The sequence below is a fragment of the Sphingomonas sp. GW821-FHT03E12 genome, assembly GCF_059420685.1.
In genome coordinates this window covers 298,421-319,234 of sequence record NZ_JBWKUF010000003.1, presented here as the reverse complement: position 1 = coordinate 319,234, position 20,814 = coordinate 298,421, and the positions used below count along the sequence as shown (strand labels likewise).

Annotated in this window: 20 protein-coding genes; 8 read left to right on the top strand and 12 right to left on the bottom strand. The window is 66.8% G+C overall.

Translation table 11 applies throughout. The features are described 5' to 3' along the window. Position 1: 1 nt before the first annotated feature. The 7 genes from AC07TU_RS11125 to AC07TU_RS11095 all read right to left on the bottom strand — a co-directional run bounded on the left by AC07TU_RS11125 (position 2) and on the right by AC07TU_RS11095 (position 6,974). Positions 2–670, bottom strand: coding sequence for a hypothetical protein (locus AC07TU_RS11125; protein ID WP_495187972.1), 669 nt, complete (start codon positions 668–670; stop codon positions 2–4). After that, the gene (locus tag AC07TU_RS11120; protein WP_495187971.1) at positions 667–1,137 is read right to left on the bottom strand and encodes a hypothetical protein; all 471 of its coding nucleotides are present in this window, start codon (positions 1,135–1,137) and stop codon (positions 667–669) included. The genes AC07TU_RS11125 and AC07TU_RS11120 overlap by 4 nt, the downstream gene beginning before the upstream one ends. 134 nt (positions 1,138–1,271) lie before the next feature. Then, the gene (locus tag AC07TU_RS11115; protein ID WP_495187970.1) at positions 1,272–1,769 is read right to left on the bottom strand and encodes a hypothetical protein; all 498 of its coding nucleotides are present in this window, start codon (positions 1,767–1,769) and stop codon (positions 1,272–1,274) included. A 19-nt stretch (positions 1,770–1,788) separates the two neighbouring features. Continuing rightward, the gene (gene gatB, locus AC07TU_RS11110; RefSeq protein WP_495187969.1) at positions 1,789–3,249 is read right to left on the bottom strand and encodes an Asp-tRNA(Asn)/Glu-tRNA(Gln) amidotransferase subunit GatB; all 1,461 of its coding nucleotides are present in this window, start codon (positions 3,247–3,249) and stop codon (positions 1,789–1,791) included. A 152-nt stretch (positions 3,250–3,401) separates the two neighbouring features. Beyond that, positions 3,402–4,886 (bottom strand): Asp-tRNA(Asn)/Glu-tRNA(Gln) amidotransferase subunit GatA, encoded by a 1,485-nt coding sequence (gene gatA / locus AC07TU_RS11105; protein WP_495187968.1) that lies wholly within the window; start codon positions 4,884–4,886, stop codon positions 3,402–3,404. Then, on the bottom strand, positions 4,886–5,173 hold the full coding sequence (gene gatC, locus AC07TU_RS11100) for an Asp-tRNA(Asn)/Glu-tRNA(Gln) amidotransferase subunit GatC (protein ID WP_495187967.1): 288 nt from the start codon (positions 5,171–5,173) through the stop codon (positions 4,886–4,888). Before gatC ends, gatA begins: the two co-directional genes overlap by 1 nt. Before the next feature lie 43 nt (positions 5,174–5,216). Continuing rightward, entirely contained in the window at positions 5,217–6,974 is a 1,758-nt protein-coding gene (locus AC07TU_RS11095) for a DUF4153 domain-containing protein (RefSeq protein ID WP_495187966.1), read from the bottom strand. Positions 6,975–7,091: 117 nt separating this feature from the next. Between AC07TU_RS11095 and AC07TU_RS11090 the strand changes: the two genes are divergently transcribed. The 3 genes from AC07TU_RS11090 (at position 7,092) to AC07TU_RS11080 (ending at position 10,374) form a co-directional block, all read left to right on the top strand. Then, positions 7,092–8,237 (top strand): DUF3089 domain-containing protein, encoded by a 1,146-nt coding sequence (locus AC07TU_RS11090; RefSeq protein ID WP_495187965.1) that lies wholly within the window; start codon positions 7,092–7,094, stop codon positions 8,235–8,237. Next, entirely contained in the window at positions 8,234–8,695 is a 462-nt protein-coding gene (gene ruvX, locus AC07TU_RS11085) for a Holliday junction resolvase RuvX (RefSeq protein ID WP_495187964.1), read from the top strand. Before AC07TU_RS11090 ends, ruvX begins: the two co-directional genes overlap by 4 nt. 80 nt (positions 8,696–8,775) lie before the next feature. After that, the gene (locus tag AC07TU_RS11080; protein ID WP_495187963.1) at positions 8,776–10,374 is read left to right on the top strand and encodes a S10 family peptidase; all 1,599 of its coding nucleotides are present in this window, start codon (positions 8,776–8,778) and stop codon (positions 10,372–10,374) included. On the opposite strand, the gene AC07TU_RS11075 is transcribed toward AC07TU_RS11080, so the two are convergent. Beyond that, a complete protein-coding gene (locus AC07TU_RS11075; RefSeq protein WP_495187962.1) occupies positions 10,371–10,958 on the bottom strand; it encodes a DUF805 domain-containing protein in 588 nt (195 codons plus the stop codon). The two genes, AC07TU_RS11080 and AC07TU_RS11075, sit on opposite strands and share 4 nt — an antisense overlap. Positions 10,959–11,037: 79 nt before the next feature. On the opposite strand from AC07TU_RS11075, the gene AC07TU_RS11070 reads away from it, so the two are divergent. Further along, positions 11,038–12,030, top strand: coding sequence for an aspartate carbamoyltransferase catalytic subunit (locus tag AC07TU_RS11070; protein WP_495187961.1), 993 nt, complete (start codon positions 11,038–11,040; stop codon positions 12,028–12,030). Beyond that, complete coding sequence (locus AC07TU_RS11065; RefSeq protein WP_495187960.1) at positions 12,027–13,235, top strand: dihydroorotase; 1,209 nt, start codon at positions 12,027–12,029, stop codon at positions 13,233–13,235. The genes AC07TU_RS11070 and AC07TU_RS11065 overlap by 4 nt, the downstream gene beginning before the upstream one ends. A gap of 57 nt (positions 13,236–13,292) precedes the next feature. Here the strand turns inward: AC07TU_RS11065 and AC07TU_RS11060 are convergent, their stop codons facing one another. From AC07TU_RS11060 to AC07TU_RS11050, 3 genes are read right to left on the bottom strand one after another with little or no spacing between them, the layout of a single operon-like run. Next, entirely contained in the window at positions 13,293–14,666 is a 1,374-nt protein-coding gene (locus tag AC07TU_RS11060; protein ID WP_495187959.1) for an SPOR domain-containing protein, read from the bottom strand. Positions 14,667–14,683: 17 nt separating this feature from the next. Further along, positions 14,684–15,274, bottom strand: coding sequence for a hypothetical protein (locus AC07TU_RS11055; RefSeq protein WP_495187958.1), 591 nt, complete (start codon positions 15,272–15,274; stop codon positions 14,684–14,686). Beyond that, positions 15,274–15,987, bottom strand: a complete 714-nt coding sequence (locus AC07TU_RS11050; protein ID WP_495187957.1) for an AAA family ATPase — start codon at positions 15,985–15,987, stop codon at positions 15,274–15,276. The genes AC07TU_RS11055 and AC07TU_RS11050 overlap by 1 nt, the downstream gene beginning before the upstream one ends. Positions 15,988–16,188: 201 nt before the next feature. Here AC07TU_RS11050 and AC07TU_RS11045 point away from each other — a divergent pair, with 201 nt between their 5' ends. Then, a complete protein-coding gene (locus AC07TU_RS11045) occupies positions 16,189–17,172 on the top strand; it encodes an SPOR domain-containing protein (RefSeq protein WP_495187956.1) in 984 nt (327 codons plus the stop codon). A gap of 4 nt (positions 17,173–17,176) precedes the next feature. Here AC07TU_RS11045 and serB read toward each other — a convergent pair whose 3' ends face one another. Next, positions 17,177–18,055 (bottom strand): phosphoserine phosphatase SerB, encoded by an 879-nt coding sequence (gene serB / locus AC07TU_RS11040; RefSeq protein WP_495187955.1) that lies wholly within the window; start codon positions 18,053–18,055, stop codon positions 17,177–17,179. Between serB and miaA the strand changes: the two genes are divergently transcribed. After that, a complete protein-coding gene (miaA, locus tag AC07TU_RS11035) occupies positions 18,054–18,977 on the top strand; it encodes a tRNA (adenosine(37)-N6)-dimethylallyltransferase MiaA (RefSeq protein WP_495188381.1) in 924 nt (307 codons plus the stop codon). The two genes, serB and miaA, sit on opposite strands and share 2 nt — an antisense overlap. Before the next feature lie 90 nt (positions 18,978–19,067). Further along, positions 19,068–20,813, top strand: coding sequence for an acetolactate synthase 3 large subunit (locus AC07TU_RS11030; protein ID WP_495187954.1), 1,746 nt, complete (start codon positions 19,068–19,070; stop codon positions 20,811–20,813). The last annotated feature ends 1 nt before the right edge of the window (position 20,814 follow it).

Here is a 20,814-nt window from a genome sequence, read left to right as displayed (position 1 = left end):
CTCATTGTCCGGCCTCGATCGGCAGCGCCCGGTTCAGCAACTGGCCGGCATGATTGCCGAAACGCACGGCCGCCGTGTAGCGCGCCGGCTCACGCGCCAATCCGCTGACGCCCTGCGGCAGGCTCATCGACTCGCGCCAGGGCTGCACCTGCATCGCCTCCGCCACGGTATAGGCGCGCTCCTCGATGTCGGCGCTCGATCGCAGCGGTTTGAGTGCCGCCCAGGGGGAACTGCCGTTCTCCGGCCCGATATGGATCGTGCCCATGTCCGTGATACGGCCGGGAGCGACTTCGAACTGATAGCTGCCGAGGCAGAAGCAGGTCGTCGGCCCACCCTGGATGACATAGAGGCCGGGCGTGACCGCGACGAGATAGGTGCGAACATGATCGCCCTCCGCCACGAACGGCTTGGTGCCGATCGACACGGTGCGATCCGCACCCTTCGCAACAGGATTGCCCTTGGCCCGCCCTTCGCCGCGAATGTCCTGCAAGACCGGATCATAAGGCGCGATCTGCAGCACGTTCCACAGATCCGGCGCCCGTTCGCCCATCCGTACCAGGATATAGCCGCTGGCAGGGTCAAGCGTGGCGGGCACCGTCTTCATCACGGTGGCGGGCGGCGGTGCGGCAGGAGCAGCCGCGAGCGCAGCGGCAAGAACGAGCGTCTTCATGGTTCCATCCTCGTCATGCCGTCGGTCGAGGCGAGCGCGCGATCGGCGAGCTTCTCGCGCATCTCCTTCCACGAACCGTCATAGGTGAGCTTGGCCTGCTCCTTGCTCATCGGGTAGCGGGCATAGCCCTTGACGCTCATGCACTTACGCAGCGCCGCGTCGAACATGTGCCGCCGCTGCGCGCCCTTCATGAAGCCTTGCACCAGACCGACCGCGGCGGCACCGGCGATACCGGGCGCATAGACATAGCCCGGCTGCGGAGGCTTCACCCCGCTCGCTAGGTCGCGACATTCCTCAAAGTCGGCCAGAACCTGCTCGCGCGATGCGGTGGGCTGGCTGAAGAAGTTATATTTGTCGGCGTCGTCCGCTTCCTGAGCCCGGCCTGCGGCCGCCGGCTCCCGAGCCGCCGCAGTTCCCGGCAATATCGCCGACACGGCCACAAGCACGGCGCAGACGCGACGCGCCAATCCACTCGATGGCATCGAAATCCTCCCCCTGTTCAAAGGCTTCCCGCGATTCGCCGGGAGGCCGCCCCAAGGTGAAGACTATCGCGCGTGCAGGGCCGCGCAAGCGGGAAACCGGAGGGTTGCGTTCGCGCGAACTAGCGCGTGCAGAAGGCGACGAAGTGCTTGATCGCCTGTTTGCCCGCCGCAGTGCCGGTCATGCCGGTGGTGGTGCCCGCGGCGGTCATGCGCAGCCAGCCATTGGCGGCGAAGGCACGGATGAATGGCGAACCCCCCGCAACTTCCTGCGAGGTGAAGTGCGGGGGCTCGTCTTCCAGCGCCTCGGTCGTGCCGGGGAGGCGCAGGGTTTGCGGGCCCGATGTCAGCACGATCGCCTTCAGCGCGGGATCACCGCCGGAAATGCTTGCGAAGATCCGGTTGCCGCCCTGCTCGCAACTGAAGTTGAGCGGCTGATCGTCGGTGCCGTCGACCTCATAGGCGAGGATCGCACTCGACACGCGGCTCTCCTCGTCGATGCGGATCGCCCAGTCATAGCCGTCGCTGACCGGCGGCGGAGCGGCGACGCGCTGAGCGCTGGCCGGACCCGCAATCAGCAGGCCGAGCACAGCAACGGACAGCAACGGCTTGCGCTTCATCGACCCGTTCTCCGTCCGCTCAGCCGGCGAGTGCCTTCTTGAGCAGCTCGTTGACCACGCCCGGATTGGCCTTGCCGCCCATCGCCTTCATCGTCTGGCCGACGAAGAAGCCGAACAAGGCTTCCTTGCCGCCGCGATACTGTTCGAGCTGGCCGGGATTCCTGGCGAGGACGTCGGCGATCATCGCCTCGATCGCGCCGGTATCCGAGGTCTGCTTGAGCCCGCGCTCCTCGACGATCGCCGCCGGGCTGCCGCCGGTTTCGAGCATGATCTCGAACACCTGCTTGGCGAGGCTGCCCGAGAGGGTGCCGTCTGCGACCAGGCCGAGCAGTTCAGCCGCCTGAGCGGGCGAGACCGGGCTGTGCTCGATATCCTTGCCGAGCTTGTTGAGCGCGCCGAACAGCTCCGAGGTGACCCAATTGGCCGCCGCCGGCCCCTTGGCGCCCGCGTCGAGCAGCGCATCGAAGTAACGCGCCGATTCGACCTCGGCGGTCAGCACGCCCGCATTATACGGGGTGATGTCGAGCGCGAGGTAACGCGCGCGCTTGGCGTCGGGCAGCTCGGGCAGCGAGGCACGGCAGGCGTCGAGAAACGCGTCGTCGAGCTCGAGCGGGAGCAGGTCGGGATCGGGGAAATAGCGATAGTCGTGCGCATCCTCCTTGGAGCGCATCGACCGCGTCTCGCCCTTGTCCGGATCGAACAGGCGGGTTTCCTGGACGATCTTGCCGCCGCTCTCGATCACGTCGATCTGGCGCAGCGCTTCGATCTCGACCGTCTGCATGACGAAGCGGACCGAGTTGACGTTCTTGGTCTCGGTCCGGGTACCGAAGGCCTCACCCGGCTTGCGCACCGAGACGTTGACGTCGGCGCGCATCGAGCCCTGGTCCATATTGCCGTCGCACGAGCCGACATAGCGCAGGATCGAGCGCAGCTTCGACAGATACGCCCCTGCTTCCGCGGGCGAGCGCATATCGGGCTTGGAGACGATCTCCATCAGCGCCACGCCCGAACGGTTGAGGTCGACATAGGAGAGGCGCGGATGCTGGTCGTGCATCAGCTTGCCCGCGTCCTGCTCGACATGGATGCGCTCGACGCCGATCGTCTTGATGGCGCCTTCCACCTCGATCTCGATCTCGCCCTCACCCACCAGCGGGTGGTAGAGCTGGCTGATCTGATAGCCCTGCGGCAGATCGGCGTAGAAATAGTTCTTGCGGTCGAACCGCGACCATTTGTTGATCTGGGCGTCGATCGCCATGCCGGTGCGCACCGCCTGACGGATGCACTCGCGGTTCGGGACCGGGAGCATGCCGGGCATCGCCGCATCGATCAGCGACACCTGGGTGTTCGGCTCGGCGCCGAACTCGGTCGCGGCGCCCGAGAAGAGCTTGGCGTTGGACGTGACCTGGGCGTGGACCTCAAGGCCGATCACGACCTCCCACTCACCGGTTGCGCCTTTGATGCGATAGCTTGATTCAGTCATTTGCCTGCAACTTCCGTTCGGCGCGCTTAGCGCGGCGCCTTTTGGAGTAGTATCCCCAGCCCAGCCCCGCACAGAGACCGAACACATCCGCAGCGAACATCGCGAGCGGCATAGCGACGATGGCTATGGCCGCGATGCACGCATCTTCCATCCTACCACCATTGCTCCGGCTGTGCCGTGAACCCGGCGCGCTGTTCGATCGCGAGCGACGCATTGAGCACGCCCTGTTCGTCGAACGGCTTGCCGATGATCTGCAGGCCGAGCGGGAGCCCGTCCTTGTCGAGCCCGCCGGGGACCGACATCGCCGGGATGCCCGCGAGGCTGGCCGGAACCGTGAAGACGTCGTTCAGATACATCGCCAGCGGATCGGCCTGCTTCTCGCCCAGCGCAAACGCCGCCGAGGGCGCCGTCGGGGTGAGCAGCAGGTCGCACTGCGTCCACGCCTTCTCGAAATCCTGCGCGATCAGCGTGCGGACCTTCTGCGCCTGCGTGTAATAGGCGTCATAGAAGCCTGCCGAGAGCACATAGGTGCCGATCAGAATGCGGCGCTGCACTTCCGGGCCGAAGCCCGCGGCGCGGGTCGCGGCGTACATTTCCTGCAGGTTTGCGCCATCGGGCAGGTCGCGCTGGCCGTAGCGCACGCCGTCATAGCGGGCGAGGTTCGACGAGGCTTCCGCCGGAGCGATGATGTAATAGGCCGGGAGCGCGTATTTGGTGTGCGGCAGCGAGACCTCGACGATCTCGGCGCCCGCATCCTTCAGCCAGTCGATGCCCTGCTGCCACAGCGCCTCGATCTCGGAGGGCATGCCGTCGACGCGATATTCCCTGGGGATGCCGACCTTCTTGCCGCGCAGATCGGCCGAGAGCGCCGCTTCCCAATTGGGCACGGCCATGTCGAGCGAGGTCGCGTCCTTCGCGTCGAAGCCGGCCATCGCTTCGAGCATGATTGCGCAGTCGCGCACGTCGCGCGCCATCGGCCCGGCCTGATCGAGCGAGCTGGCGAAGGCGACCACACCCCAACGCGAGCAGCGGCCATAGGTCGGCTTGATGCCCGAAATGCCGGTGAACGCCGCAGGCTGACGGATCGAGCCGCCGGTGTCGGTGCCGGTCGCCGCGGGAACGAGCCGCGCGCTGATCGCCGAGGACGAACCGCCCGACGAACCGCCCGGCGCGAGCGCGGCATTGCCGCCATCCTTGCGCCGCCAGGGCGAGATCACGTTGCCGAAATAGCTGGTCTCGTTCGACGAGCCCATCGCGAACTGGTCGAGGTTGAGCTTGCCGAGCATGCCCGCGCCCGCATCCCACAATTTCTGCGAGACGGTCGATTCATAGACCGGCTTGAACCCCTCCAGCATGTGGCTGGCGGCGGTGGTCTGCACGCCCTTGGTGCAGAACAGGTCCTTCATGCCGATCGGCACGCCGGCGAGCGGCTTGAGCGTCTCGCCCGCAGCGCGCGCGGCGTCGGCAGCGCGGGCCGCGGCGATCGCGTGATCGGGGGTCTCGACGATGAAGGCGTTGAGCTGCTTGGCGGCGCTCACCTTGGCGACGAAAGCGTCGGCGACCTCGACCGCGGAGAAATCGCCCGAACGGACGCCGTCACGGATCGCCGCGACGCCGAGGGTGGTTACATCAGTCATTATTCGATCACCTTCGGCACGGTGAAGAAGCCATGCTCGGCGAGCGGCGCATTGGCGAGCACATCCTCACGGATGCCGCCGTCAGTAACGACGTCGTCGCGCAGGCGCAGCGTGTTGGGGATTACGGCGGTCATCGGCTCGACCGACGAGGTATCGACCTCGCCCAGCTGCTCGATCCAGCCGAGGATGTTGTTGAGCTCGGGCACGAGGCGCTCGGCGGCGGCATCGTCGATCGCGATGCGCGCGAGGCTCGCGACCTTCTTCACGGTTGCGGTATCTACGGACATGAAGGGGCGCCTAGCAGCGACGCCCCCATTGCATCAAGCGCGGTTATTCGAAGGGGACGCCGACCGGTTCGCCACCGACAAAGACCTGGCGGCGTTCAACCTTGCGGATTTCGACCGCGCCGGACTTCAGTCCCGCCTCGGTGCGTGCAGCAGCGACGGTATCGACGGGCGCCTCAGGGAGCTTGCCGGCAGGGGTCCATTTGTTGTCAACGAACACATAGCGATCCAGATCTGAGAGCGCGCAGCCGCTCCCTCTCTGCTTTCTGCTCTGCACCGCAGCTGCCCCGAAACAGGAATCGATCAGCAACACCGCCTCGCGTCCGCCGGGCTGGAAGGCCAGGGTGCAGGGCACATCACGACACTGCCAGCTCGCGGCAATCGCCGCACGCAGATCGGGCGGCAGGGCAGTCCCCACTGGCAGGACGCGAAGCGTCCTGTCGAGCGCGGCAAGGCGGGGCGCGGGATCGGGCTCCGTGCGTTCGACATCCCAGCGGGATTCCTTCTTGGCGATGTCGGCGGCGATCCGGCGGAAGACCGGGTTCCCGGATGCCGCCAGCTTTTTGAGCGCCGCCCTACCCGGCTCACCGAAGTCGAAGGCCAGCGCCGCCCAGTCGAACCTGTCGGGCGCGACCCGCCCCGATTCGAGCCGTGCGACCTGATCGCGGGTCGAGATCGCGTTGAAGCTGACGATCGGGGTCGCGAGCAGCAACGCGACGCCGCAAGTGATGATCGCCAGGTTGAGGTTGGCGGGCCGCACCTTCTCCGCCCAGTCCTTGCGCCCCCGGATCACGCTGACGAGATACGCGACCGCCACCACGCTGGCGAGAATAACGAAGGTCAGCGCCCAGAGCCGGTCGGGCGTAAAGCCGTATTGGCCGATGCGAAGCCCTGTCGCGACCGCGGCAATGCCGGCGAGCGGGAAGATCACCACCGCCAGGATCATCGCGGCCCAGCGCAGCACGCGGTTGCGTGGGGCGTCGTCGGCGCCATTGCCGATCACCGCATTGACCAGCAGCAGGGCGCCGAGCGTGCAACCGAGCAGGATCGGCGTGGTCGACTTGGTTGCATCCCACAAGGGCTGAAGCCCGGTAAAGGGCAGTGCGAGCAGGAACAGGCCAAGGCCGATCGCCAGCACCGGCGCGAGTACGCCCAGCACCAGCATCGCAACATTCTGAAGCAGCGAGACGATCCGGCTATGCTCGCGGAGCAACGCCAGGCCGGTACCGAAGGACAAGCCCACCAGCGCGCGCCAGAACCATTCGTCCCGCAGCAGGTTGCCGAGGAACTTGATCCCGATCAGTTCGAACAGCGCCGCGAGCAGGAACGACAGCAGTAACGTCACCCCGACGAACGCCCAGCCCAGGCACCACAGCACCGCGTTGGTCCAGGCGTGATCGTGCGCGGCAGCGTAGGCGATCGGCCGGAAGCCCGATTCGCGCCCTGCCTGAAACAGCGGCGCGGCGATGCCGACGGCGAGCGCGAGGCTGAACACGCGCCACCCCTCGGTGCTGCTCCAGCCCGATGTCGCGCCGTTGAAATAGAGGATCAGCGCGGCCACCGCACCGCAACTCAGCGCGAACGCGACCGAGCGCCGCAGGTCCGTGCGGATCACCACAAATCCGAACACCAGCGCCGAGACGCTGGCGAAACTGAGCAGCGCAAGCCGGGCGGCACTGATCTGAGCCTGATAGCCGGTGCCGACGATCCAATGGACGACTAGTCCTGTGGCAAGGCCAAGGCCCGCCAGAATCGCCGGCAAGAGCGGCCAGCGCTCGTCCTGATCCTCAATCCGAATCGTCATGCCCCTGCCCTCTCCCACGGTGCCGTGTCATGAAGGTTGCATCCTTCGCAACCATCGCGCAACGGAACGCGATTGCCCGGCAGCGCATTATGCTGCAATGCACAATAGGAGCCCTGAGTGGCGCGCAAGTTCCTCTATATCGTGGCGGTATTGATCGTGCTCGCGATTGCAGCAACCTTTGCCTATCGGATCTGGGGTGCCGAACTGCTGCGGCAGGCGATGGTGCCGGGCGGGCGATTCGAATCGCAGGCGGCACTCCCGGCTGACAGCTACAAGCGCGCCGAAATGTGGCTGGCGCGGCCCGACAAGCCGGGTAATCCGGCGCTGTGGGTGCCCGAAGGCTATGCGGCGGCGAAGGAACCGGCCGCAGCTGTGTTCTTCATCCACCCGACATCCTACCTCAACCGCGCGCACTGGAATGCACCGCTGGAGGACAAGGAGGCAAATGACCGCGCCGCCCTGTTCCTGCGCGGACAGGCAAGCGCGTTCAACGGTGCGGGCGCGGTTTGGGCGCCGCGCTATCGTCAGGCGACCTTCGGGGCCTTCCTGACCAGCAAGGAAGATGCTCAGCAGGCGCTCGACCTCGCCTATCGCGACGTTTCGGCGGCTTTCGACCAGTTTCTCGCCGAAGCCGGCGACCGCCCGATCATCCTGGCCGGACACAGCCAGGGTGCACTCCACCTGACGCGCCTGTTGCACGACCGGGTGGCGGGCCAGCCGCTCGCGAAGCGGGTGATCGCGGCCTACGTCGTCGGCTGGCCGGTTTCGAAGACCGCGGATCTGCCCAAGCTCGGCCTCGGCGAGTGTACCGCCGCCGACCAGACCGGCTGCATCCTGTCGTGGCAGAGCTTCGCCGAGCCGGCCGATCCCTCGCTGCTGCTCGATACCTTCGACGCCTCGAACGGCTTCACCGGTGCGGCGCGTGCGGGCACGCCGATGATCTGTACCAACCCGATTACCGGCACACCGGGCACGAAGGCCGATGCGAAGGCCAATCTCGGCACCCTCGTCCCCTCCGCCGATTTCTCGAGCGCGGCGCTTCAGAAGGGCACGGTCCCGGCGCGATGCGACGGGCGCGGCGTGCTGACGATCGGTAGCGCTCCGGAAGGCATTGGCGGGCAATATGTGCTGCCCGGCAACAATTATCATGTGTTCGACTATTCGCTGTTCTGGGCGAATGTCCGCGCCGATGCCGAACGGCGGCTGGGCGCGTTCCGCAAGCAGCGCGTAGCGGCGCTGATCACGCAGAGCGCATTCGGATGATCACCACCGACCGAGATACCTTTCGCGAGGCGCTGCCCCAAGGCGGGCGGCTGCTGGGGCTGGACGTCGGCACCAAGACGATCGGCACCGCCCTTTGCGATGCGGGCTGGTCGTTCGCCAGCCCTGCTCACCTGATCAAGCGAACCAAGTTCACCCTGGACAAGGCGGCGATGGCCACCCTGATCGCCGAACAGCAGGTGAAGGGGCTGGTGATCGGCCTCCCGCTCAACCTCGACGGCACGGATTCGCCGCGCACCCAGTCCACCCGAGCCTTTGCCCGGAATGTCGAGGATCTGGGCCTGCCCGTGCTGCTGTGGGACGAGCGCTGGTCGACCGCCGCGGTCGAGCGGCAGATGATCGCCGAGGATCTGTCACGCGCCAAGCGTGCCGAACGGGTGGACAAGCTTGCCGCCAGCTACATCCTGCAAGGGGCGATCGACGGGCTGGCCACCGGCTGAACGGTTTCCGAGGTTACAATGTTGCACTAGCGCGCCGGAACGGGCAGCGTCGCGCAACTTCACAGACTCGGGGGTTCTTCATGCGCCAGTTGCTTCTCGCCGCCACGTTCCTTGCTGTTCCCGCTTTGACACCGGTCGCGGTCGCGCAGGACAAGCCCGCAGCGGCAAAGGACGGCCCCCTCTCCGCCAAGGCAGAGGCCGAAGCGGCGCAGGTGCGTGCGCCGGTCGAGGAGCAGAGCGCGGTGAGCAAGGGCAGCGTCACCGTAAGCGGACAGCGCATCGCCTATACCGCGACCGCGGGGACGCTGACGATCCGCGACGACGAGGCGAAGCCTTCCGCCAGCTATTTCTATACGGCCTACACCAAGGACGGCGGCGGTAGCGATCGCCCGGTCACCTTCTTCTACAATGGCGGTCCGGGGTCACCGACGATCTGGCTGCACATGGGCAGCTTCGCGCCGGTGCGCGTGACCACCGCCAATCCCGAATATATCCGCCCCGCACCCTATGGCTTCGGGCCGAACCCCTATTCGCTGATCGACAAGAGCGACCTTGTCTTCATCGACATGATCGGCGCCGGCTGGTCGCGGCCGCTGGGCGAGAAGACCGGCAAGGACTTCTGGGGTGTCGACCAGGATGCCGAGGGCTTTGCGCGGGCGATCACCCGCTACATCACCAAGAACAACCGCTGGCGCAGCCCCAAGATCCTGTTCGGCGAAAGCTATGGCACGCTGCGCAACCCGGTGGTCGCGGCAAAGCTGGAGCAGGCGGGCGTCAGCCTGAACGGCATGGTCCAGTTCTCGACCATCATGAACTATGGCGTGCGCCAGTCGGGCTATGACCAGAATTACCTGACGCTGCTTCCGACGATGGCGGCGACGGCCTGGTACCATAACCGCCTGCAGAACCGTCCGGCCGACCTGCGCACCTTCCTCGACGAGGTGCGCGGCTTCACCACCGGCGCCTATGCCGCGGCGCTGGCCAAGGGATCGAACATCCCGGCGGAGGAGAAGCAGGCGGTCGCAAGGCAGATGGCTGGCTATATCGGCCTCAGCAAAGCCTTCATCCTGCGCGCGGACCTGCGCATCGACCTGTCGCATTTCCAGACCGAGCTCATGCGCGACCGGCGGCTGGCCGCTGGGCGGCTCGATTCGCGCTACACGCTCAACATGACCGACGCGAATGCGGACAGCCCGGGCGACGACCCCTCCTCGACCGCGATCTCGGGCGCCTTCGTCGCGACGTTCCAGGATTATGCCACCCGCGTACTCGGCTTCAAGACCGACCTCACCTATCGCATGACCGCGCGCGGACCGGGGTTCAACTGGGACTGGAACCACCGCGCGCCCAATACGACCCAGCCGCAGACCACGCCCAATACCGGGCTGGACCTTGCCTGGACGATGCGGACCAACCCCTATCTCAAGGTGATGTTCGTCAACGGCTATTACGACTTCGCCACGCCCTTCTTCGGCGCGGAGTTCGACGCCTCGCACATGCTGCTGGACGAGGGGCTGCAGCGGAACATCGACTTCACTTACTATGAGGCGGGGCACATGGTGTACCTCAACCCCGACGAGCTGGCGAAGATGCACGCCGACCTTGGCCGCTGGTACGACAAGGCGCTCTCCGCCCCTGCCCGTCCGGCACCGCGTCCTGCGACGCAGCCCGCGGACTAGGCCGGCGGCGGGCCGTAGCGGTTGGCTCCGGGCGTCCCGCTCTTGGTGGTGAAGAACACGAGCAGCAAGATCGTCGCCAGATAGACGACGTTGTTGACGAACAGCAGGAAGAAGAGCTGCATATCGGGGGCCGCACCGCGGCTCCCGAACAGCTGGGGCATCAACCAGAATCCGACCAGCAGAAATGGGATTGGCAGCAATGCCCAGAACCCGCTCCGCCCGCTGTCATGGAGACGGCGCGTCAGCGCGGCGCCGAGGAGCAGGATCACAATCGCGCCGAATGCTGCGCTTAGCGTCAGAAAGGGGAGAAACGCCGGAACCAGCTCCGGGTGATGTCCCTCGACTCGCACCGAATAGTGACCCGGGCCGACCGTGCGGGTGACGAGCTCGGGATTCTCTCGCGCAATCCGTTCGACGCCGGCGAACCAGCCACTCAAGGCGAAGCGCGCCGCAAAGCTGAAGGCGACGAACAGCGTGAACAACACCGTTCCCGCCCATGCCCAGAACTGATCCACCGTCTCGCGCCCGGAAAAGCGGTGGAAGCTGGTCAGGTGACGCCGCAGGTTCGCGAGATAGATCTTCATCGCCTTCAACGTCCCGCAACCGAAACGACCGGTCAAGCGGCTTGCGCCCCCCGCCCTCCCCCGCTAACCGCAGGGTTTAATGCAACCGCCGATCGATCATCGCCCCGGCGCCCAGATTCAGGGGCGCGCCGTGTTTCCGCACGCGCACCTGACGGGTATTTCCGGGCTTCAGCCGCACGAGATATTGTTCCTCCTCGACGAGGCCGAACAATGGATCGAAGCCAATCGCAGCCGCGCCAAGAGCGACCACCGGCTCGACGGGCTCACCCAGATCAATGCCTTTTTCGAGAATTCGACGCGCACGCTGCTCTCGTTCGAGATTGCGGGGAAGCGGCTGGGCGCGGATGTCGTCAACATGCACGCCGCGCAGTCGAGCGTGAAGAAGGGCGAGACGCTGATCGACACCGCGATGACGCTCAACGCGATGCGGGCGGATGTGATCGTGATCCGGCACATGAGCTCGGGCGCGGTTCAGTTGATCGCCGACAAGGTCGACTGCCCGGTGCTCAACGCCGGCGACGGCAGCCATGAACATCCCACTCAGGCACTGCTGGATGCGCTGACGATCCGCCGCCGCCGCGGGAGCATCGCGCATCAGCGCGTGGTGATCTGCGGCGACATCCTGCACAGCCGCGTCGCGCGCTCGAACATCCTGGCGCTCACCGCGCTCGCCGCAGAAGTGCGCGTGGTCGCGCCCTCGACCTTGATGCCCGCGGCGATCGAGAAGATGGGCGTCACGCCCTATACCGATTTCGATGCGGCGCTGGAGGGCGCGGATGTGGTAATGATGCTCCGCCTCCAGAACGAGCGCATGTCGGGCGCGTACATCCCGTCGACCCGCGAATATCACCTCAACTACGGCCTCACCGAAGAACGGCTCAAGCGCGCCAAGTCCGATGCGCTGGTGATGCACCCTGGCCCGATGAACCGCGGAGTCGAGATCGACTCGTCGGTCGCCGACATGCCGGGCCGGTCAGCGATCACGGAGCAGGTCGAGATGGGCGTCGCGGTACGCATGGCGTGTCTCGACGTGCTGACGCGCCGCGCGCGCGGCGTGGAGGGCTGGGCATGAACCTGATCTTCAAGAACGCCCGGCTGGTCTGCCCTGAAGGCGGCGAATATGCAGGCGAGCTCTACGTCGCCGATCACGAGATCGTGACCAAGGCGCCCGAAGATGCGCAGGTGGTCGATTGCGGCAGCAAGCTGCTCGCCCCTGCCCTGATCGACCTTGGCGCCTTTGCGATGGACAAGGCCGCATGCCGCGCGGGCGGCATCGCGCGCATCGGACTGATGCCCGATCAGTCGCCGGTGCTCGACGGCCCCGGCATCGTCCAGCGCGCCGCCGACATGGGCAAGCCCGAGCTGTGGGTGCACCCGATCGCCGCCGCGACCCGCGGTCTGGAGGGCGCCGATCTCGCCGAGTTCGCGATCAACGCCGAGGCCGGCGCGCGCGCCGTCTCCACGGGACGGCGCTGGATCGCCGATTCGGGCGTGATGCGACGCGTGCTGGCCTATGCGCGCGACTGCGGCCTCACCGTCATCGCGCATGCCGAGGATAGCGGGCTTGCGGGGCAAGCGGTCGCGACCGAGGGCGAGACCGCGACCCGGCTGGGTCTGCCCTCCGCGCCCGCAGTCGCAGAGGCACTGGCGATCGCGCGCGACCTGATGCTGGTCGAACAGACCGGCGCGTCGATCCATTTCCGTCAGGTGACTACGGCGGCAGGCTTCGACCTGATCCGCGGCGCGAAGGACCGCGGCCTGCGCGTCACCTGCGGCATCACCCCGGCGCATCTGCTGCTGTCGGACATCAACGTCACCGATTTCCGCACCTTCGCCCGCCTCTCCCCGCCACTGCGTGACGAGAACGACCGGCGTGCAGCGCTCGCTGCGCTGGCGGACGGGACGATCGACATCCTCTGCTCAAGCCACGATCCACGCGGGCCGGAAGAGAAGCGCTTGCCCTTCGCCGATGCGACGCCGGGCATGGCGGGCGCCGAGACGCTGCTGACCCTGGGGCTCGGCCTTGTCCGCGACGAGCGCATCACGCTCGACCGGCTGTTCGCACTGGTTGCAAGCAATCCGGCGAAACTGCTTGGGATCGAAGCCGGAACGCTGGCACCCGGCATGCCCGCCGACCTTGTCCTGATCGATCCCGGCGCGCCGTGGCAGATCAACTCGGACCGGATGGCGGGCAAGGCGGGCAATACGCCGTTCGATGGCCTGCCCGTTCAGGGCAAGGCGGCCCGCCTGTTCAAGGGCGGTGCCGAGATCGCCTGAAACGAAAAAAGGCCGGGCGCATACCCGGCCTTTCCCCCTTTTCGTTGAAACGCGGATCTAGCGCGACGCGACCTGGGTCCGCGCCGGCTTTGCCCAGCTCGCGGCCTTGTCGCCGGCGCCCGAACGGACGAAGCAGTTGCCGCCCGTCACGCGCACCTTGCGGCACAGCGTATCGGCGCCCGCGCGGTCGAAACCGCCGACGGCGAGCCGCTGGAAGCTGCCTGCGCGGGTCGAAACGCTGGCGCTCGACGGCGTCATGCCCTTGAGTGCAGGCGTACGCTTCACCGCGCGGCCCCACGCACTTTGCGCAATACCGGCGCTGTCATAGGCGCCCAGCTGGACGAACCAGCTGCCCTTGCCGGGATTGAACTCGTCGACCGGTGCCTTGACCGCAATCGCAAGCGGCTTGCGCGCGCCGACATCGGCCCTCGCCACCGCCGGAGCCACCGCCGGTTTGACCGCACGAGCGGGGATCGCCTGAACGACTTCCTGGCGCGGGCCGAACACGATCTGCGTGCCGCTGGGCGCGGTGATCGCCGGTGCGATCTCGGCGCCGGTCATCGCGGTGTCCACGGCAGTCGCGGCCGGAGCCGCAGTGGCCGAAGCCGTCGCGACGCCCGTATCGGGCATATAGTTCTCGACCGGATCTGCGACCTGCTGCGCGGCGACCGCGGTGGTCATCGAGCGGGCGAGCGCAAGCTGCTCGGGCTGGCCGCGATCGGCGGCGGGCGTTACGCCCAGCAGCGACGCGACCTGATCATAGGCGTTCTGCGGGCGCGAGAAGCTGGCCCATTGCATCAGCCGCGCATCGAGCTTGTCGGGCGACAGATCGACGCCTGCAACCGCGCGCGCCTGCTGCCACTGACCCGCCAGCGCGAAGCTGAGCGCAAGGTTCTGGCGCGTCTTGGCGTCGGCACCCGGCTGACGCGCGGCGTCGGTCAGCAGCGTGACGGCCGTTGCCGGATCGCCGGCCAGCGCGATGGCGAGGCCGCGATCGCTGGCCGGAATGCTGCTGGCATGGGTCTCGAGCGTCTGGCGCGCGGTGCTCCATTCGCCGACCGCGATCTGCGCCAGCGCGAGGTTGAGCGCGGTGCGGCCATTGGCCGGATCGAGCGACAGCGCCTCGTTGAGCGCCTGCGCGGCCGAGACGAAGCGCCCGGCGCGCAGATAGGTCTCGCCCAGAAGCTGGCGATACTCGCCATTCTTCGGGTCGAACGCGACCGCCGCTTCGGCATGGGTCACGGCCTTCTGCGGATTGTCACCCTTGAGCGCCTTGCGCGCGGCCTGTGCTTCCTTCGCGGCCCGCTTCGCGTCCTGCGCAACGACATCGCTGGCGGCGGCGAGGCCACCGATCAGCGACGGACCGCCGACGACCGGCGCACCAAGGACCAGGGCTGAAACCCCGATGGTGAGAAAACGACGTGGGTTCATGGCTCCGATCCCCCCGGTTAGCGAGCCTTGCCCGCCGGGAGCTGGCCAGCCAGCGCCGCGACTTCGGGCAATGTATCGAGAAACGCGTCGAGCGCCTCGGTCACGAGCAATTGGGCCGAACGGCCCGACAGCGCCGAGGCGAGACGAAGCTTGAGATGACGTTCGGTATCGAGACGCAGCGTGAAGGCGGCCTTGCCCTTCTTCGACGCGACCTCGCGGCCGATGCGGGCCGCGGTTGCGGTCGAAACGGGGCGCGGTGCGGGCGCTTCAGGTGCGAGCTCCGGAACCGCCTGTGCGACCGGCTCGGGCGTTGCGACGGGTTCGGGAATCGGCTGCGTCTGCACCGGCGGAGCCGGCTGCGGCTGCGGCTGCGGCGCGAACTCCTCGACCAGCGCGTTGCGCTGTGCAAGCACCGGCGGCATCTCGTGCGTCACGGGCTGCGCGGACTCGAAGCCCTCGAACCCCATGTCGTTCCAGCCGAGATCGTCGAGCGAGGTGCCGGGGTTGAGGCCGACGAACCCCTGCGGGCGCATCGCGGGACGAGCCTGGCCCTTACGGGCCAGCAGGCCCGAGGAAAGCGAGGCGGCGGGTTTTGCGGAACCGAACATCAGCTCACCACCCGGCGGCCGAAGCCACCCTGCGGGCGTCCCGTGAACGCGACATGGGTCGCGGCAGGCGCAGTGAATACGGTGCGGCGGAAATTCTTCTCGAGCCGGTCGTTGATGTACGACCAGAGCGCGGTGACCTCGAGCGAGGACTTGCCGTTGGGATCGATCTCCATGACCGTCCGGCCGTCGATCATCGACGAGGCGAAATCGGTGCGCTGATGCAGCGTGACCGGTGCGACGGTGCCGTGCTGCGACAGTGCAACCGCGGCTTCGCTGGTGATCTTGGCCTTCGGCGTCGCGGCGTTGACCACGAACAGCAGCGGCTTGCCCGCGCGATCGCACAGATCGACCGTGGCACCGACCGCACGCAGATCGTGCGGCGACGGACGGGTGGGAATGACGATCAGTTCGGCGACCTGGATCACGCTCTGGATCGCCATGGTGATGGCGGGTGGCGTGTCGATCACCGCGAGGCGGAAACCCTGCTGGCGCAGGACTTCGAGGTCCGCGGCGAGCCGGGCGACCGTGGTCTGCGCGAAGGCGGGGAAATCCGTCTCGCGCTCGTTCCACCAGTCCGACAGCGAACCCTGGGGGTCGATGTCGATCAGCACGACCGGGCCATGGCCCGCGCGCTGCGCCTGCACCGCAAGGTGCCCGCTGAGCGTGGTCTTACCCGATCCGCCCTTTTGTGATGCCATCGCGAGTACGCGCATCTACCCCTCTGAAAATCCCGGTTGCCCAACGCTGGGATGCCAGTGGGAAACTAAGAAGCGGTTAATGGCGCGACAGCGACACCTTCTTCATTCTGACGGAACTATTCCGGTCGCATTTAACGCTTGTGCAAGCATTGCTTGGCCAGATGTTGGTTAACTGGCATTATCCAAGCGGTGCCAATGTGACCGGGGACTGGCGGTATGCGTAAGATTTCATGGGCGATCTTGCTCGCGGCTGCGGCGCTGCCCGGCGCTCCCGCGCTGGCTGACGTCAAGGCGGGCGTCGATGCATGGCAGCGTGGCGACTATAAGAAGGCGCTCGCCGAATGGCGCGGCCCGGCCGCGAAGGGCGATGCCGATGCGCAGTTCAATCTCGGCCAGGCCTATAAGCTCGGCCGCGGCGTTCCCGTCGATCTTGCCATGGCCGAGGACTGGTATCGCAAGGCGGCGCTGCAGGGACATCCGCAGGCCGAGGAAAGCTATGGCCTCACCCTGTTCGAGAACAACAAGCGCGCGCAGGCGGCGGAATGGCTGCAAAAGGCCGCGAGCCGCGGTGAGCAGCGCGCGCAATATGTCCTCGGCACCATGTACTTCAACGGCGACGGCGTGGAGCGCGACTGGGTGCGCGCCTATGCCCTGACCGTCCGCGCCGCCGCGCAGGGGATGCAGCAGGCGTCCAGCGCACAGGCGCAGATGGACCGGCATATCGCGCTGGCGGACCGGCAGAAGGGGCTTGAGCTGGCGCGGCAATATGAGCGCGACGCCGGACGGCCGCAGGTCGCGATGGCGGCGCCTCCGCCCGCCTCCCGCCCCGGCAACCCGGTCGCCCGGACCGACATTCCCGCCAGACCGCAGGACCGCCCGGTGCAGACGACGGAGGTGCGCCCTGCCCCGCCCATCGTGCGCCCTGCACCGCGGCAGACCGTAGTCGCAGCGGCGCCAGCCCCGGTCCGGCCCACTGCCGCGGTGCGCGACGGCGGCTGGAAGCTCCAGCTCGGTGCGTTCGGCGATCCCGGCAATGCCCGGCGGCTCGGCACACAGATGAGCGGCCGCTTCCCGGGGCGGCAGGTCTCCTATGTGAAGGCGGGCAAGCTCACCCGCGTGCTGGTCGGTCCCTTCGCCTCGAATGCCGAGGCCAGCGGCGCATGCCGCGGTATCGGCTCCTGCGTGCCGGTCCGGAACTAGGCCGTCAGTCGACCCACTCGGCGCGCGGAATGCCCTGCGCGTAGAGCAACGCGGTCAGGTCATTATGGTCGATCCGCGCACCCGCTGCCGCGGCAACGATCGGCTTGGCGTGGTAGGCGACGCCCAGGCCTGCCTTCCTGATCATCGCAAGGTCGTTGGCGCCATCGCCCACTGCTAGCGTCGCGCTCGCGTCGAGGCCGAGTTCCGCCATGGCACCGAGCAACGTCGTCTCCTTGGTCGTGGAATCGACGATCGGCTTGGTCACGGTGCCGGTCAGCGCATCGGCCTCGATCAGCAGTTCGTTGGCGATCACGCGGTCGAAGCCGATCTGCTCACCCACCGGCTGGGCAAAGCGGGTAAAGCCGCCCGAGACGAGGATCGCAGTGGCGCCATTGGCCTTCATCGTCTGCACCAAAGTCCTCGCGCCAGGCATCAGTTGAACGCGTTCGGCAAGGCACCGGTCGATGGCATCCGCGCCCAGCCCCTTGAGCAGCGCGACGCGCGCATCGAGCGCCTCGGCGAAGTCGAGCTCACCGCGCATCGCCGCTTCGGTCACCTCGGCGATCTGCGCCTTGATCCCGGCATAGTCGGCCAGCTCGTCGATGCATTCGACGGTGATCATGGTCGAGTCCATGTCGGCGACGATCAGGCGCTTGCGGCGGCCTTCGGCGGGCTGGACGACGATGTCGACGCGGTCGAATACGCCTTCGAGCGCGGCGCGGGCGGCATCCGGGTTCGCGGCGAAGGGAAGGTCCGCCGCCCTGCCCGGCTCAAGCTCGACCGCTTCGCCCGGTTCGCAACCGGCATCGCGCAGCTTTTGTTGCGCGGAGGAAATATCGCCCGCTTCAAGCCGATCCGCTGCTATCAGCGTAACGATGAACATGCCGCACTCCCAGAAGCCAAGGGTGGCGCTCATTGCAGGCCCGACCGCCAGCGGCAAGTCCGCATTGGCGATCGCGCTCGCGCAGCGCACCGGCGGGACGGTGATCAACGCGGATTCGGCGCAGGTCTATGCCGAGCTGCGCGTGCTGAGCGCGCGGCCGTCGCCGGAGGAAGAAGCACAGGCACCGCACCGGCTGTTCGGTCATGTGGCAGGGACCGAAGACTATTCGGCAGCGCGCTGGGCCGAGGAAGCCAAGACCGAGATCGCCGCCGCGCACGAACGGGGGAGCCTGCCGGTGCTGGCGGGCGGGACCGGCATGTATATCCGCACCCTGCTCGACGGCATCGCGCCGGTGCCGGAGATCGATCCGGCGATCCGGGCGGAGATCCGGGCGTTGCCCGTCGCGGAAACCCATCGCCAGCTCGAGCAGGCCGATCCGGAAGCGGCCGGCCGCCTCAACCCGTCCGACACGACGCGCGTCGCCCGTGCGCTGGAGGTTGTACGCTCGACCGGTCATACGCTTGCGGCGTGGCAAGGCGAGCGGGTCGGCGGGATCGGTGATACGATCGACCTCGCACCACTGATCCTGCTTCCCGACCGGACATGGCTGGCGGAACGTTGCGATCGTCGCCTGGGCTCGATGTTCGACGAAGGCGCGATCGAGGAGGTCGAAAGCCTGCTGCAGCGCAACGACATTCCCGCCAACGCGCCGGTCCGGCGGGCCATCGGCGTTTCGGAAATCGCAGCGTTTCTAGAGGGTTCGCTCGACCGCGAAGAGGCGCTAGAACGCGCGCAGGCGGCGACGCGGCAATATGCCAAACGCCAGTACACCTGGCTCCGTCACCAGCCGCCGGCGGACTGGCCGCGCACAAGCTCGACAGATATTTCCAAACAAGCCGATCATTTTGCACGATTCTTATAATCTTTATGCTTGACACGTAGTTTTCATACGCATAGCAGCGCCATTCCCCGACTGCTATTGCAGTGCGGAAAAACTGGAAGGAGACGTACAGTGACCGAGAAAAGCGGAGCAGACATCCTGATCGAGGCGTTCAACGACCTCGGTGTGGAAGTCATCTTCGGCTATCCAGGCGGCGCTGTACTTCCCATTTACGACGCGATTTTCCAGCAGTCGAAGATCAGGCACATCCTCGTCCGCCACGAGCAGGCGGCGACCCATGCGGCGGAGGGCTATGCCCGCGCCACGGGGAAGCCCGGCGTGGTGCTCGTCACCTCGGGCCCCGGCGCGACCAATGCCGTCACCGGCATCACCGATGCGCTGATGGACTCGATCCCGATGGTCGTCATCACCGGACAGGTGCCCTCGCACCTGATCGGCTCGGATGCGTTTCAGGAAGCCGACACGGTCGGCATCACGCGCCACTGCACCAAGCACAACTATCTGGTGAAGGATCCGGCACATCTGGGCAGCATCGTCCATGAGGCGTTCCATATCGCTACGTCGGGCCGCCCCGGTCCGGTGGTGATCGACATCCCCAAGGATGTCCAGATCGCGACGGCACGCTACAGCAAGCCCGGCCCGATCCAGCACAAGACCTATCGCCCGCAGGTCAAGGCCGACAAGGCGCTGATCGAGAGCGCGGTCGAGATGCTGGCCGCAGCCGAGCGCCCGGTCTTCTACACCGGCGGCGGCGTCATCAACTCGGGCCCGCAGGCCTCGCAGCTGCTGCGCGAGCTGGCCCGGATCACCGGGGCACCGGTCACCTCGACCTTGATGGGCCTGGGCGCCTTCCCGGCTTCGTCCGACCAGTGGCTCGGCATGCTCGGCATGCACGGCACCTACGAAGCCAATTACGCGATGAACCAGGCCGATCTGATCATCGCGATCGGCGCGCGGTTCGACGATCGCGTGACCGGACGTCTGGACGCCTTCGCGCCGCACGCACGGAAGATCCATATCGACATCGACCGTTCGTCGATGAACAAGACGGTGCGCGTCGATCTGCCGATCGTCGCCGATGTCGGCCACGCGCTCGAAGATATGCTCCATATCTGGAAGGCGCGGCAGCATCCCAAGCCCGATTTGTCCGAATGGTGGAGCCGCATCGAGGGCTGGCGCGCCGTGCGCTGCCTCGACTTCCCCGAGGACAGCAACGAGATCATGCCGCAGCGCGCGATCCGGGCGCTGTGGGAGGCGACCAAGGACAAGGCGCCGATCATCACGACCGAGGTCGGCCAGCATCAGATGTGGGCTGCCCAGCATTTCGACTTCGAAAACCCCAACAAGTGGCTGACGAGCGGCGGTCTCGGCACGATGGGCTATGGCCTGCCCGCAGCGATCGGCGCGCAGCTGGGGCATCCCGACGCGCTGGTGATCGACATCGCCGGCGAAGCCAGCATCCAGATGAACATCCAGGAGTTGGCAACCGCGACCCAGTACCGGCTTCCGGTCAAGATCTTCATCCTCAACAACGAGTATATGGGGATGGTCCGCCAGTGGCAGGAGCTGACCTATTCCAGCCGTTATTCAGAAAGTTACAGCGACGCGTTGCCGGACTTTGTGAAGCTGGGCGAGGCCTATGGCTGGAAGGGCATCCGGATCGAGGGCAAGGATCAACTCGACGACGGCATCGCCGCAATGCTCGCCCATGACGGGCCGGTGATCGTCGATTGCCGCGTCGCGAAGCTCGCCAACTGCTTCCCGATGATCCCGTCGGGCGCCGCCCATACCGACATGCTGCTCCAGTCCGCCGAAGTTTCCGGCGAAATGGACGACGAAGCCAAGGCACTGGTCTGAA